The following is a 15,388-nucleotide window of genomic DNA, read 5'->3' on the forward strand; positions in this document are numbered from 1 at the left end:
TTTTAAATTGCTTCTGATAAAACATCTAAAGGATTTTCTTCTCCTAATTCTTTTTCTTTTATTTCTTCTCTTTTAGCACTTACGCTTAAAATAATTCCCACAGCCAAGCAGGTCATCCAAATTGAAGTTCCCCCGCTACTCAACAATGGTAATGTCTGCCCTGTTACAGGAAATAACTCAACGGCAACAGCCATGTTTATTATAGCTTGAAAAACGATAGGCAACCCAACACCGAGCACTACTAATTTCCCGAAAACGGATTCTGATTTTTGAGCTACTATGACAATTCTAAATAAGAACCACAAGTACAAAAACATAACAAAAAACCCGCCCAGCAAACCATATTCCTCAATAATGATTGCAAAAATAAAATCTGATGACGATTGTGGCAAGAAGTTCTTCTGTGAACTTTTACCAGGACCAACACCCCAAATTTCACCGGATGCTATAGCTATTTTAGCTTTTTCTATTTGATAATCGGCTTCGGTATCTTCAGGGTTAGAAAAACTTTCAATACGCCCCATCCAAGTATCAATTCTATTAGGCATAGCTTCCGGAAATGCTTTGGCTATTAAAATAAACAATGATAAAACCAATACCCCAGTACCAATAATAACCGCCAAATAACGCAATGGATATCCGCCTAAAAAAACCAACACAACAACCATGGTAAACATGATAGCTGTGGTTGAAAAATTTGCTGGCAAAATGAGAATCAACACTAAAAACACAGGCATCCACAAGGGCAAAATAGTCTCTTTAAAACTGATTTTTTTATCATAAACCTTAGATAAGTAACGTGCGATATAAACCATTAATACCACTCCTGCTAGAGTGGAAGTCTGAAACGACATCCCCACAAAAGGTATTTGAATCCATCGGCTAGCATTAGCACCTCCAATCGTAGTCCCTTGTAACATGGTTAACACCAACAAAAGCAAAACAATTGGCACCATAACAAGCGACAACCCCTTAAAATAGTTATAAGGAATTTTATGCACCCCATAAATGATGGCAAAACCCAAAGCCAAGTGAAAAAAGTGCTTTATAAAAAATGAGAAGGTATTTGTACCCACTCCTTTATAAGCCAAATTACTGGCCGCACTATACACTGGCAAAAATGACACTATTGCCAAAAGTGCGACAATAGCCCAAATTAACCGATCACCTTTTATGTTTTTAAATATGGATTGCAAATTTTTATTTTTTACAGATTTCTTACCGCTTCTTTAAATTGACGTCCTCGATCTTCATAATTTTCAAATAAATCGAAGCTTGCACAAGCAGGTGACAATAGCACATTATCTCCAGTTTCAGCTAATTTGTAAGCTATTTTTACGGCTTCACTCATATACTGAGTTTCTACAATAACATCAACCATGTTACCAAAAGTGTTTAATAATTTCTCATTGTCAACACCTAAGCAAATGATGGCTTTTACTTTTTCATTTACGAAAGAAAACAACTCTTGATAATTATTTCCTTTATCGACACCTCCCACTATCCAAACGGTAGGAGCTCCCATGCTCTCTAAAGCATAGTATGTTGCATTAACATTCGTTGCTTTAGAATCGTTAATATATTGTACTTTATTTATTTTAAGAACTTGTTCCAAACGGTGTTCTACACCTTGAAAGTTCTCTAAACTCTCACGAATGGTTTGTTTTCTGATCTTTAATAAGTGCGCCACAGTAGAAGCTGCCATAGCATTTTTAACGTTGTGCTTTCCTTCTAATGTAAGATTTGATGTTGGCATAATGATCTGATTATTATTTATTGTTATTTTAATATTCTCTTTTTCTAAACATGCGCCATTTTCTATATTTTTTTCTAATGAAAACGGCAATAAAATGGCTTTAACCGGGTACTTTTTAAGATGATTTACAATGACTTCATCATCGGCATCATAAATCAAATAATCGGCTTCTGTTTGATTCTCTGTAATTCTAAATTTTGATTCGATATAATTTTCAAACTTGTAATCATAGCGATCTAAATGATCTGGTGTTATGTTTGTAATCACAGCGATATGCGGCCTAAAATCGATGATATCATCCAACTGAAAACTACTGATCTCTAACACGTAATTCGGATAATCATCTTCCAGAATCTGCTTAGCAAAACTATCACCTATATTACCGGCCAGCCCCACATTTAGCTCTTGTTTCAACAAGTGATGCGTTAAAGTAGCTGTAGTCGTTTTTCCGTTACTACCTGTAATGCCTACCAGGGTTGCCTCAGTGAATTTTGAAGCAAATTCAATTTCTGAAACTACTTTAATTCCAGCCTTTCTAATCTGCTTAATCAACGCCACCTTATCAGGAATTCCAGGACTTTTCATAACCACATCAGCCTTCAATATTTTAGACTCGGTATGATTTTCATCCTCCCAATCAATCTCATTTTCTATAAGAACCTCTTTATACTTGTCTTTTATTTTTCCCTTATCGGAAACAAAAACATCATAACCCTTTGCCTTTCCCAAAAGCGCCGTACCTACACCACTCTCGCCACCACCTAAAACGACTAAAAAGCCTTTTCCAGCTCCTTCTGTTGAGGAACTCTGCTCACTATCTTGTTTTATTTGATTCTTTTTCATTTTATAAAGCTTACACTTTCGTGGAAATGATAAATTGGTTACCTAATTTTTAATGTTACTATTGAAAGAATGGCTAATATGATTCCTACAATCCAAAATCGTGTTACAATTTTACTTTCGTGATAGCCTTCCTTCTGATAATGATGATGCAATGGTGACATTTTCAATAATCGCCTGCCTTCGCCATACTTTTTCTTAGTGTATTTAAACCACCCCACCTGCATAACAACTGATAAGTTTTCAGCTAAAAACACACCACAAAGCACAGGAATCAACCACTCCTTTCTTACCGCAATAGCTATAACTGCTATAATACCTCCAATGGTTAAACTCCCTGTATCTCCCATAAAAACTTGAGCGGGATAAGTGTTATACCATAAAAATCCGATTAAGGCTCCTACAAAGGCTGCGATATAAATCGTTATTTCTTCAACACGAGGGATGTACATGATATTTAAGTAATCGGCAAAAACAATATTACCCGAAACCCAGGCAAAAATCCCCAGTGTCAATACAATAATAGAAGACGTCCCTGCTGCTAAACCATCAATCCCATCGGTTAAATTTGCTCCATTAGAAACCGCTGTGATGATGAAAATTGTAACCAACACAAAAACAATCCATGCATATTTTTCTAAAGAAGGATCGATCCAAGTGATGACTTTAGCATAATCAAATTCATTATTTTTTATAAATGGAATGGTGGTATACGCCGATTTCTTCTCCGGTTTAAATAATTTAGTGGCTGCAATATTTGGATTTTGAGCTAAAAGCTCCTGACGCACCTCTGGTGGCACTTGCTCCTTCATGGTTACATCTTTATGAAAATACAAGGTTGCCCCTACAATAAGTCCTAAGCCAACTTGCCCTAATACCTTAAACTTTCCTTTAAGACCTTCTTTATCATTTTTAAACTTCTTAATATAATCATCTAAAAACCCAATAACCCCCATCCAAACGGTTGTAACAATTAAAAGAATGATGTAAATATTACTTAGTTTACAAAGTAAAAGCACCGGAATTAGCGTAGCCAGAATGATAATAATTCCACCCATGGTTGGCGTTCCTGCCTTTTCCTGCTGCCCTTCTAAACCTAAATCACGAATTGTCTCACCTACTTGTTGCCTCATTAACATATTAATGATACGCTTACCATAAATCGTTGAAATTAAAAGAGACAAAATCACAGCCAAGGCAGCTCTAAAAGTTATAAAACCAAAAAGCGAAGCCCCAGGTAACTGAAACTGCTTTTCTAGATACTCAAACAAGTAGTACAACATCTTTTTTCTATTTTTTGGTTACTTTAGTTTACTTACCTCTTTTACTTTTCCAACTGATTTAATAATTCCCCAACGGTTTCCAAATCGTCAAAATGAGAACGCACTCCATTTATTTCTTGATAAGTCTCATGACCTTTACCCGCTATTAAAATGATATCATTAGGGTTCGCCATTTGACAAGCGGTTTTTATAGCCTGCCTTCTATCCTGAATGGTTAATGTTTTTTTAAAATTTTGTGGTTCAACGCCATTTTCTATTTCTCTTAAAATATCTTCTGGGTTTTCAGTTCTAGGGTTATCACTTGTAAAAATGACTTTATCACTTAAAACCGAAGCGATGTTTCCCATTTCAGGGCGTTTTGTACGATCTCTATCACCTCCACAACCCACTACAGTAAAAAGCTCTTCATTTTTTGTACGAATGCCGTTTATGGTTTCTAACACATTTTTCAAGGCATCGGGCGTATGTGCATAATCAACAATAGCCGTTATTTTTTGATCAGACACTATATATTGAAAACGCCCACTTACACTCTCTAAATCGCTTATCAAACGCAGTATCTCGACTTTTTCAAGACCTAATAATTCTGCTGTAGCATAAATAGCTAACACATTGTAGGCATTAAACTTACCAATTAGGCGAGTCCACAGCTCACTATCATTCACCTTCAAAAGCAATCCGCTAAATTGATTTTCTAGAATCTGACATTTATAATCTGCATACTGTTTTAAAGCGTAAGTAAATTTTCTTGCTTTAGTATTTTGCAGCATGAACAAACCATTTTTATCATCCACATTAACAACAGCAAAAGCGTCTTTTGAGAGTCCGTCGAAAAAACGTTTTTTCACGTCTCTATATTCAGCAAACGTTTTATGGTAGTCTAAATGATCGTGGGTGATGTTTGTAAAAATACCGCCTTCAAAATTCAATCCTTCTGTACGACACTGATGAATACCATGAGAACTCACTTCCATAAAACAAAATTCAACACCAGTTTCATTCATTTCTTTCAAATAAGCATTGATTGTTAATGAATCGGGCGTTGTATGTGTCGCTTTATACTCTTTAGCGTCTACCATAATTTTTACCGTAGACAACAACCCTACTTTATAGCCAGCCTTTTTAAACAACTGATACAATAAACTTGCGATGGTCGTTTTACCATTAGTTCCTGTTACTCCAACCAGTCTTAAATTCTCTGATGGATTACCGTAATAATTTGCTGCTATGATAGCTAATGCCTTATGTGAATTATCAACTTCAACATACGCAACACCTTCCTCTAAATGTTCTGGAAGCACTTCGCAAACGACGCTTTTAGCACCATTTTTAATAGCTACATCAATAAACTTATGCCCATCTACAACAACACCATTTATAGCTACAAATAAATCGTTAACCCCAATGTTACGTGAATCAAACGCTACAGCGTTAACTTCTGTGTTGGTTCCACCTGTAACAGAATTTATTGCAACTTTATATAATATGTCTTTTAATGCGATCATGATGCTTTTAAAACAATGGTTTGGTTATTTTTCAGTTTGGTATCTTTTGAAATAGACTGTCCGTCAATCACACCATCACCATCCAGTTCTACTCGAACATCAACCTGCATATTTTCAAGCAATGCCACAGCATCCATAGCAGGCATACCTACTACATTTGGCATAATGGTTTTATAGGTTTGAGCCGTTTCATAAAAATGCTCATAGTCTTTTTCTACAGCTACAGACTCCACACCCAAAGACTCTACTTCGTCTGTAATTGGAGTCGCCGTAAAGATTTTTTGTGCTACTTTTTTAAAGACGGGTCCAGAAACATCGGCACCATAGTAGCCTACACTCTTATCAGGCTCATGAACCACTACAATACAAGAGTACTTCGGGTTTTCAGCTGGGAAATAACCAGCAAAAGATGAGATATAAGCAAGCTTGGATTTATCGGAATAATTTTTCTGACAAGTCCCCGTTTTCCCCGCCATAGAAAAGTTTTCAGAATACAATCGATGTCCAGTCCCATGATCTTTTTCAACAACATGTTTCAACAATGCTTGCAACTTTCCAATAGTTTCATCCGAACAGATTTTTTCGTTTATCACCTCACTATCAAAAGTTTCAATAACCTTATCAAAAGATTTAACTTCTTTTAAAAATCGAGGCTTAACCATAACACCATTATTCGCCACAGCGTTATAAAAAGTAAGTGTTTGTAAAGGCGTAAAAGACACACCATAGCCATAAGCCATCCACTGCAGTGCGATACCACTCCATCGGTTATTTTTCACGCGTGGATCTGGGATAACAGGTTCTGGCTCCCCTATAATTGGTAAATCCAAGTTTTTATTCAGACTCATTTCATAAAGTCTATCCACAAATTTCTCTGGATTTTTGCTATACCCTTGATCTACAACTTTTACAATACCCGTGTTTGAAGACACCTCGAATGCTTTTGAAACTGTTATTTTCCCGTAACCACCATGTTTAGAGTCTCGCACCTTTTTTCCATAAAAAGTAAGAATACCACTTTCGGTATCTACCACATCACTCGTATCAGCAACCTTATCTTCAAACGCTGCGGCTAAAGCCATTAATTTAAAGGTCGAACCCGACTCATGACTCTCACCCACCGCATAATTTAAACGCTCGTAATACTTACCATTTTTATTTCTACCTAAGTTAGAAATAGCACGAATCTCACCTGTTTTAGTTTCCATAACCACCACACAACCGTGATCGGCTTTATACTTTTCTAATTGCTCCAACAAAGCATGGTGCGCTATATCTTGAATATTCACATCGATGGTAGTATACACATCATAACCATCTTTTGGCTCAATTTCATTAGCATCTGTTAAAGGTTTCCACTGCCCTTTACCGATGCGTTGTTTTTTACGCTGCCCATCGACACCTCTTAAATAACGGATACCAAAAGCTCCATCAATCCCTGGTCGCGTCACATTACCTTTTTCATCGATACGCTCATATCCTATAGTACGCTCGGCAATCCCTCCCATGGGATGTTCGCGCTTGGTAGTTTGCTCCACAATTAATCCACCCTTAAAAGCACCAAGCTCTAAAAGTGGAAATTTTCTTAAACGTATATAATCGGAGTAACCTATATTTCTTGCCAACAGATAATATCTGTTTTTATTAGCTCTTGCTCGTCTCAAGCGTGCTTCTATCTGAGCAGAAGAACGATTTCCTTTGTATTTAGCAAGCGAATCAGAAAGTGCTTTAATGTCTCTCTCAAAAACTCGAGACGAAGGTGTTATGGCATCAAAGCGTATATCATACTTTGGGATTGAGGTTGCTAACAGATTTCCGTTTACGGAATACACATTGCCTCGGTTGGCAGGAATTACAACATTTTTAACAACACGTTTTGTTGCTAAGGCTTTATATTTTTCACCTTGAACAAACTGAATCGTCAATAATTTAAACACGACAGCAACAGCAAAGATGAACATACATCCTGCTATAAAATACAAACGGTTTAATATGTTTTTATCGTTAGCTGCCATTTGTTTAAATCAATCGTTTTGTCTTCCTGTTACTTTTATTTTTTTAGGAGGCGTCTCTGAACTCGATAAGCCCTTTTTATTCATGACACTTACAACATGCGACTCCATTTTAAGCCTCATCAATCTTGATCGGCCATCCACAAATTGCGACCTTATTTCTTTTACTTCATTTTTTAAGTTCGCAATCTCATATACTTTTTTGTCGGCATTATGAGAACTCGCAATCATAACTATTGCCAAGCCCGAGATAAAGAGAATGACACGCCAATTCTTAAACGAATCATCACTAACTAAAAAAGTACCTCGCAATATGTGATAAATGCTTTGCTTCATTATCTTTTCTCTGCCAGTCTTAACTTGGCACTTCTTGCTCTATTATTTTCTTTAATCTCTGCTTTTGACGGCACTATCAATCCATTCACTTTTTTAAGAGGCACCTCAAAATTTCCAAAAATGTCGCGCTCAGGCTCCCCTTCAAACATCCCGTTTCTAATAAACCTTTTCACAAGACGATCTTCAAGTGAGTGATAAGAGATAAAACTCAACCGACCTTGCTCATTCAACAATTCTGGTGTTTGCAATAAAAACTCCTTTAACACCTCAATTTCTTGATTCACCTCTATACGTATGGCCTGATATATTTGAGCCAACACCTTATTAGCATGACGTGGTGGCAAAAACTTTTTTAGGACCGTTTTTAATTGCTCACTCGTTACAATCGGCTCAACAGTTTCTCGATACTCTACAATTAACCGAGCCATTGCAGGCGCAGCACGCAACTCTCCATATTGATAAAACACATTTTTGAGCTGCTCTTCATCATATTCATTAACCACATTAAACGCCGACAGCACGCTACTTTGATTCATTCGCATATCCAAATCAGCTTCAAATCGTGTTGAAAATCCGCGCTCAGCAACATCAAATTGATGCGAAGACACACCAAAATCAGCAAGAATACCATCCACTTTTTTCACGCCATGAAATCTTAAAAAGCGTTTTATATACCTGAAGTTTTCATGAATCAAAGTAAATCGCGAATCTTCAAGCGCATTTTCAAGAGCATCAGCATCCTGATCGAAAGCAAAAAGTTTTCCCTGGTCATTTAACCTTGACAAAATCTCTTTACTGTGACCACCACCACCAAAAGTCACATCAACATACACTCCATCAGGCTTAATATTTAAACCATCAACCGACTCTTTTAATAGTACTGGATTATGATATTCCATAGTCTTCTTCGTCTTGTCCCATTACTTCTTCAGCTAAATCTGCAAAATCAATCGCTGCATCATCGATAGCCTTTTCATATAAATCCTTATCCCAAATTTCAATGATATTGATCGCAGATGCTACTACAATATTTTTTGAAATATTCGCAAACACAATTAAATCTTTAGGCACCAACAAACGACCATTCACATCAACCTCCACCATTTTCGCTCCTGCGGTAAACCTTCTAATAAAATCGTTGTTCTTTTTCTTGAACTTATTTAGCTTATTCATTTTTCGCATAAGCGCCTGCCATTCAGCCATTGGATAAAGCTCTAAACACTGCTGAAACACAGATCGGCGTAATACAAATCCTTCTTCCAAAACACCAGACAGCTGTTTTTTGATGGAAGCAGGCATCATTAATCGCCCTTTTGCATCAACCTTACAATCGTATGTACCTGTTATTAAGTCCAAAGCAGTTCAATAAAAATCTAAACGTTTAAGTGTCAAATATATTGAAAAATATACCACAATTTACCACATTATACCACATTGTTAATAAATTCTCGACTAACTAAGCATTAAAACCCACGAAAAACGAAACTAAAACCCCACCAGCACTATTATTCTGTTGCAACCTTACCTGAAATGCTCATTTTTACAGATTGTTAACATCTCAATACCGCCTTAACCCTTTTTAATTCAATTTCTTAGGCATTAGATTTTCTTGACACCAATTATTTTGGTGGAAATATGAATGAAATACCTATATTTGTTTTTAATGATACACTACTAGATTAATGACGAATCATTTAAAAAAAGAAGGTAAATTCAGTTATATCGAAGCCGGAGAAGGCACTCCTATAATCCTATTACATGGACTTATGGGTGGGCTAAGCAACTTTGAAGCAGTGATTGAATTTTTCAGCAATAAAGGCTATAAGGTTCTTATTCCAGAACTTCCACTATATTCATTATCCTTACTAAAAACTAACGTTAAAACCTTTGCAAATTATTTGCATGAGTTTATCCTATTTAAAGGGTATGATAGTGCCATTCTTTTAGGAAACTCATTAGGTGGTCACATTGGTTTATACCACACAAAAATGTATCCCGAAAGCGTTAAAGCCCTTATTATAACAGGTAGTTCTGGACTATACGAAAGCGCTATGGGTAGTGGCTACACAAAAAGAAGTGATTACGAAGTCATTAAAAAGAAAGCCCAAGATGTGTTTTATGATCCCGCGGTAGCAACTAAAGAAATTGTTGATGAAGTATACGAAACAGTTAATGACCGTAACAAGCTTATAAAAACACTGGCCATCGCTAAAAGCGCTATTAGACACAATATGTCTAAAGATTTACCCAACATGAAAACCCCAACTTGTATTATATGGGGAAAAAATGACCAAGTAACTCCGCCAGAAGTAGGACAAGAATTTAACGACCTATTACCTGACTCTGATTTGTTTTGGATTGATAAATGCGGACATGCAGCTATGATGGAGCATCCCGAAGAATTTAACCAAATAATGAGTGCTTGGTTAGAAAAAAGAGGTTTTTAAAACAGCCTACTTTCTAAATAGTTAACTAAAATTAATATTCCGTTTTGAAAATTAAGTCTGCCGAATTTGTAATGAGTAATTCTGATGTTGCAAAATGTCCAAAAAGTAGACTTCCAGAATATGCTTTTATAGGACGAAGTAATGTTGGTAAATCATCACTCATCAATATGTTGACGAGTCGAAAAAGTCTTGCTAAAACTTCGGGGCGACCAGGAAAAACACAACTTATTAATCATTTTCTAATTAATAAAAACTGGCATCTTGTTGACTTACCAGGCTATGGTTATGCAAGGGTTTCTAAAAGTTCTAAAAAAGTATTTCAAAAATTTATCACTCAATATTTCGGATTACGCGAACAGCTTGTTACTGCGTTTATTTTAGTTGACATCCGTCATAGCCCGCAACCTATCGATTTAGAATTCATGCAATGGATGGGAGAAAACGGCATTCCTTTTTCCATCATTTTCACTAAGGCAGACAAATTAAAACCTAAAGCCATTGAAAATCATGTAGAAGACTATAAAAACATCTTACTGCAGCATTGGGAAGATATGCCTAACTATTTTATTACCTCATCGAGCAATGAAACAGGAAAAGATGATGTGTTAGATTATATAGATGATCTTAATAACAATATGGAGCTTGACAACTAAAAACATGCGTTTTTTTAAGTAGCCTTCTGACTTACCTTCTACCCCTTTACATCTAAAGCATCACGCAAAGCGTTACCAATTAGCATAAAAGCCATCACCAAACTCATAATACACAACCCTGGAATTATAGCCAAATAAGGTTTTCCTAAAATAATATAATTATAATGATCCTTGATCATAGCACCCCAACTCGCCATAGGTGATTGCGCACCAATACCTAAAAAGCTTAAACCACTTTCAATTAAAATTGCTGATGCGAAATTAGCAGCTGATATCACGATAACTGGAGCCATAATGTTTGGCAATATGTGTTTGGTAATAATTCTAAAATCGTTATAACCTAAAGCTCTTGCCGCAGTTACATATTGCATTTCTTTCACACTAATAATTTGCCCTCTAACCACTCTTGCCACCTCAACCCACATAGTTAGTCCAACGGCAATAAACACTTGCCAAAAACCTTTTCCTAACGCCAGAGTAATAGCTATCACTAATAATAATGTAGGAATGGACCAAGTTACATTAATCACCCACATAATAATAGCATCTACTTTTCCTCCGAAATATCCAGCCAGACTCCCCATAAAAAGACCAATCACCAAGGCAATAAAAACAGCCACAAAACCAATAAAAAATGATATGCGTGCACCAACTAAAATCCTGCTTAATAAATCGCGTCCATATTTATCGGTACCAAAAAAGAAAGTTTTCTCATTAATAAATGCTCCTATAGACTTATCTGTAAAATGACTGAGCTCTATTGATTTTTCTGCACCTTCAAGTCCGTCGGGAGCATATTCGGCATACACCAAACGATCGTCTTCGACCCTATATTTAGAAATCGGTATTTCGGTATCTGTATTTTTTCTTCCAAAGAAAATCTTATCAAGACCACTTTGCTCCACATGTAATTGAGAAGGTATAGTAAGCATCGTTACTTTAAAACCTGGTTTTTTGGAGTGAATGGCCAGATGCATTTGATTAGCATGCTGTGTATTATCAGGTGCTATAACATATGCAAAAACAGAAATTAACCCCACCAGACCAATAAAACATAAACTAAACACGCCCCAAAAATCCTTTTTGAACTTTTGGAGCGCTAATTGTTTAAGTGATTTTGATTTATGATTCATTTAGCAAAACTACTTTTTTTCTGATGCTCTATTAGTAGCTGCTACTTTTTTTGTTGGATAGGTTAATTGTAAATCTTCTAAGACATTTAGCGCTTCTTCAACATACACATCCTGACTCAAATTCTCATGCCAACGTTCTCTTTTCTCCTTTAAATCGGTAGTATCTTGAGTGAATAACGATTTTTCGTAAGACGTGGAACTAAAGGTTAAATTGGTTTGGTAATCTGATATCGCATCAAACTTAGCAGCTTCAGCTTCATTACGCTCATTATCGGCGTTGTATGTATTGTAATTTAAAGAGTAAACACTTTCGTCAATTTTTGTTTTCACCCATTTGGCGTTTTCAGCGATAAGTTTTAGTTGCTGATTATGACTCATACGCTTTTTACTTCTTTTAATGGTTTCATCATAATCATAATAACTTTTCCATGGAGTGAAAGGAGCTGCGTCAATTTCATCCCATGGCAAAGGATTTTCTTTATCCTTTTCACCCACATCTATATAACTAAAACGTCCAGGTACTTCCACATCACTTTTAACCCCTTCTAACTGCACAGAGCCTCCAGTAATTCTATAATATTTTTGTGTGGTTACTGCTAAAGCACCTAAGTCACCACTGGTATTATTTCTAAGCATGTTATTCAAATTAATAACATTTTGAACTGTACCTTTTCCGTAGGTTTGTTTTCCTCCTATAATAATGGCACGTTTATAATCTTGCATGGCAGCCGACATAATTTCTGATGCAGATGCAGAGATTTCATTTACCAAAATTACTAAAGGACCGTCCCAAGTGATAGACTTATCTTTATCTTTTAATATTTCTTTAGATTCTCCAGAAGAGCGCACTTGCACAACCGGCCCATCTTTTATAAACAATCCAGCCATCTCAACAACAGTAGGCAAAGACCCACCTCCGTTGTTACGAAGATCTAAAACCAACCCTTCCATGCCATCAGCTTTCAGGTGTTCTAATTCTTCCTTAACATCTTTAGCGGCGTTTACATTTTTGTAGTCTTTAAAATCAACATAAAATGCTGGTAAATTAATGATTCCAAATTTCTTACCATCCTTTTCTACAAGGGATGATTTTGCATAAGTTTCAACCAACTCGACAACATCCCTAACAATTTCCACATCTTTAATCGTACCGTCAACCTTTTTAATCGTCAAAAACACCTTAGTACCTTTAGGTCCTTTTATATACTTGATAGCATCACCAATACGCATGCCCACAATACTTACAGGGTGCTCTTCATACTCTTGACGCACTTTTAAAATCACATCTTCAACATCGAGCTTTTTACTACGCCAAGCAGGTCCACCTGAAATAAGTTCAACAATTTTAATATAATCCATGCGCTTTTGCAGTCTAGCACCTATACCTTCTAATTTCCCAGACATGCGCTGATCGAAATCTTCCTTACTTTTTGGGGCAAGGTAATAGGTATGCGGATCATACTCTTCAACAATAGAATTTACGTAAACTGCAAAATAATCTTCACGGTTTAAATCATCGATATTATCGTGATAATGAATATCAATAGACCTTAAAGTGGATTCTCTGGCTTCTTTTTCAATTTCTTCATTGGTTTTCATGACATAATTAGGATCTTTTTCCTTAGCCAATTTTTCTTGTTTTAAAAGATCATCATAATTAGAAATGGTAGAAAACTTTAACAATTGTCTCCAACGTTCACGCATTTGTTGTTTGTATCTTACAAATGATGTTTTCTCATAATCAGTTTCATAAGACTCATCGATTGTATAATCAAAAGGCTTAGAAAGAACATCCTTATACATCGCTTCTCCTTCAGCAATACGTTCTAATAATCGCTCGTGAACAACATCAAAAAAAGTGATTTCTTTATTCTTAATTTGTTCGTCCAATAAGAACTTGTATTTCTCGAAATATTCAATATCGGAAGCATAAAAATAACGCTTAACGGGGTCAACAGCTTGAATGTAGTGATTGAATAACTTTTCAGAAAAAGTATCATCTAATGCTATCGGGTCAACATGCCCTTGTTCTAAAACAAAAGTTATTATTTGAATAAGTAATTTATCTTTATCAGGATTACTAAATTTTTTGGTGGTAAAACTACAGGACGCAAATGCCAATAAAAGCAATAGCGAAAACACTTTATAATTCCTTTTCATAATTTTCTTCATCATTAAAATATTTGGTTGCCATTTTCAGGCAAAGCTTATTTTGTCACTAAAATAAAGAAAAAACTATGCCGTCCTTTACATTTGTAACTAATTTTTTGTTAAACCAAAGAAATTAGGGCTAAACAGACGAAATTACGTATTTTAGCCCAGCTATTTAAAAGATAAAAATGACAAAAAGACCGCTTATTTTAGTGACCAACGATGATGGCATTAGCGCACCCGGTATAAGGCAATTAATCACCATCATGAATAAGATTGGAGATGTTGTTGTGGTAGCTCCAGACAGTGCTCAGAGTGGTATGGGACATGCTATCACCCTTAACTCAACACTTTACGCCGAAGAAGTTTTCATAGACGATGGCCCACAAAAGGAATTTAGTTGTTCTGGAACACCTGCCGATTGTGTAAAAATTGCCAATAGGGAAATTTTAGATCGCAAACCAGATCTTTGCGTTTCTGGTATAAATCATGGGTCTAACGCTTCAATAAACGTCATTTATTCTGGAACAATGAGTGCGGCTATTGAAGCAGGCATAGAAGGCATTCCTGCCATAGGTTTTTCGCTTTTAGACTACAGTTGGAATGCGAATTTCGAGGGTTGTGAAAATTTCGTAAAAACGATAACTGAAAACGTTTTAGAAAACGGCATCCCCGAAGGTGTCGTCCTTAATGTTAACTTACCCAATTTGCCCAAAGAAGAGATTAAAGGCATAAAAGTGTGCCGACAAGCCAAGGCTAATTGGGTGGAAGAATTTGACAAACGAAAAACGCCTCAAGGAAAAGACTATTACTGGTTAACTGGTAAATTTGTTAATTTAGATGGCGGAGAAGATACGGATGAATGGGCTTTAGAAAACGGATATGTGTCGGTAGTACCAACGCAATTTGACCTTACCGCCCATCATTTTATTAAAGACTTAAACACTTGGAATTTAAATGATTAAAAAAGATGTTTTTATAGGAATGCTTGTTGGTTTAATTGCCAATGCTATCGGGCTCTACTTTACAGCGACTTTGCTTGGACAGGGAGACGATTTTTTAACGGTAATTAAAGCAGCTGCAAATGAAGGGTTTCTTGGGAAACTAATCAGTTTAGGCGCTATTTTGAACCTCATTGCATTTTTTATTTTTATAAGAAAAAAACAAGATTATAGAGCCAGAGGCGTTTTACTAATCACAGTTTTTATTGCTGTGTTCACCTTTGTTTTTAAGTTGTTTTAATTGGTAAGCGTTCCTTATTATAACGACTCA

At 36.0% G+C, this 15,388-nt stretch carries 14 protein-coding genes; 4 read left to right on the top strand and 10 right to left on the bottom strand.

Annotation, left to right across the window (positions count from 1 at the left end; translation table 11 throughout):
- Positions 1–2: 2 nt before the first annotated feature.
- The 8 genes from JJL45_RS15185 to mraZ are packed head-to-tail and all read right to left on the bottom strand — an operon-like array spanning position 3 to position 9,088.
- On the bottom strand, positions 3–1,196 hold the full coding sequence (locus JJL45_RS15185; protein ID WP_067150073.1) for an FtsW/RodA/SpoVE family cell cycle protein: 1,194 nt from the start codon (positions 1,194–1,196) through the stop codon (positions 3–5).
- An 11-nt stretch (positions 1,197–1,207) separates the two neighbouring features.
- Positions 1,208–2,599, bottom strand: a complete 1,392-nt coding sequence (gene murD, locus JJL45_RS15190) for a UDP-N-acetylmuramoyl-L-alanine--D-glutamate ligase (RefSeq protein ID WP_082935959.1) — start codon at positions 2,597–2,599, stop codon at positions 1,208–1,210.
- 38 nt (positions 2,600–2,637) lie between these two features.
- Positions 2,638–3,879 carry a phospho-N-acetylmuramoyl-pentapeptide-transferase gene (gene mraY, locus JJL45_RS15195; protein ID WP_068603925.1) on the bottom strand — a complete coding sequence of 414 codons (1,242 nt, stop codon included), beginning with the start codon at positions 3,877–3,879 and terminating at the stop codon, positions 2,638–2,640.
- Between the two features lie 41 nt (positions 3,880–3,920).
- Positions 3,921–5,384, bottom strand: a complete 1,464-nt coding sequence (locus tag JJL45_RS15200; RefSeq protein WP_068603927.1) for a UDP-N-acetylmuramoyl-L-alanyl-D-glutamate--2,6-diaminopimelate ligase — start codon at positions 5,382–5,384, stop codon at positions 3,921–3,923.
- Entirely contained in the window at positions 5,381–7,399 is a 2,019-nt protein-coding gene (locus JJL45_RS15205; protein WP_068603928.1) for a penicillin-binding protein, read from the bottom strand. The genes JJL45_RS15200 and JJL45_RS15205 overlap by 4 nt, the downstream gene beginning before the upstream one ends.
- A gap of 9 nt (positions 7,400–7,408) precedes the next feature.
- Entirely contained in the window at positions 7,409–7,732 is a 324-nt protein-coding gene (locus tag JJL45_RS15210; RefSeq protein ID WP_068603929.1) for an FtsL-like putative cell division protein, read from the bottom strand.
- Positions 7,732–8,631, bottom strand: coding sequence for a 16S rRNA (cytosine(1402)-N(4))-methyltransferase RsmH (gene rsmH / locus JJL45_RS15215; protein ID WP_068603931.1), 900 nt, complete (start codon positions 8,629–8,631; stop codon positions 7,732–7,734). Before rsmH ends, JJL45_RS15210 begins: the two co-directional genes overlap by 1 nt.
- Positions 8,618–9,088 carry a division/cell wall cluster transcriptional repressor MraZ gene (mraZ, locus tag JJL45_RS15220; RefSeq protein ID WP_067150094.1) on the bottom strand — a complete coding sequence of 157 codons (471 nt, stop codon included), beginning with the start codon at positions 9,086–9,088 and terminating at the stop codon, positions 8,618–8,620. The genes rsmH and mraZ overlap by 14 nt, the downstream gene beginning before the upstream one ends.
- Positions 9,089–9,414: 326 nt before the next feature.
- Between mraZ and JJL45_RS15225 the strand changes: the two genes are divergently transcribed.
- Positions 9,415–10,179, top strand: coding sequence for an alpha/beta fold hydrolase (locus JJL45_RS15225; RefSeq protein ID WP_068603933.1), 765 nt, complete (start codon positions 9,415–9,417; stop codon positions 10,177–10,179).
- A gap of 44 nt (positions 10,180–10,223) precedes the next feature.
- The gene (gene yihA / locus JJL45_RS15230) at positions 10,224–10,832 is read left to right on the top strand and encodes a ribosome biogenesis GTP-binding protein YihA/YsxC (RefSeq protein WP_068603934.1); all 609 of its coding nucleotides are present in this window, start codon (positions 10,224–10,226) and stop codon (positions 10,830–10,832) included.
- 38 nt (positions 10,833–10,870) lie between these two features.
- On the opposite strand, the gene JJL45_RS15235 is transcribed toward yihA, so the two are convergent.
- Both JJL45_RS15235 and JJL45_RS15240 read right to left on the bottom strand, forming a co-directional pair.
- A complete protein-coding gene (locus tag JJL45_RS15235; RefSeq protein ID WP_067150103.1) occupies positions 10,871–11,965 on the bottom strand; it encodes an ABC transporter permease in 1,095 nt (364 codons plus the stop codon).
- Between the two features lie 9 nt (positions 11,966–11,974).
- Positions 11,975–14,125, bottom strand: coding sequence for a carboxy terminal-processing peptidase (locus JJL45_RS15240; RefSeq protein WP_068603973.1), 2,151 nt, complete (start codon positions 14,123–14,125; stop codon positions 11,975–11,977).
- Between the two features lie 179 nt (positions 14,126–14,304).
- On the opposite strand from JJL45_RS15240, the gene surE reads away from it, so the two are divergent.
- Positions 14,305–15,081: a 5'/3'-nucleotidase SurE gene (gene surE / locus JJL45_RS15245; RefSeq protein WP_068603937.1), complete on the top strand. Its 777-nt coding sequence runs from the start codon at positions 14,305–14,307 to the stop codon at positions 15,079–15,081.
- Positions 15,074–15,358: a hypothetical protein gene (locus JJL45_RS15250; protein ID WP_067150108.1), complete on the top strand. Its 285-nt coding sequence runs from the start codon at positions 15,074–15,076 to the stop codon at positions 15,356–15,358. The genes surE and JJL45_RS15250 overlap by 8 nt, the downstream gene beginning before the upstream one ends.
- Positions 15,359–15,388 lie beyond the last annotated feature (30 nt).

The organism is Tamlana sp. s12, assembly GCF_016767215.1.
GTDB lineage: Bacteria > Bacteroidota > Bacteroidia > Flavobacteriales > Flavobacteriaceae > Pseudotamlana > Pseudotamlana agarivorans.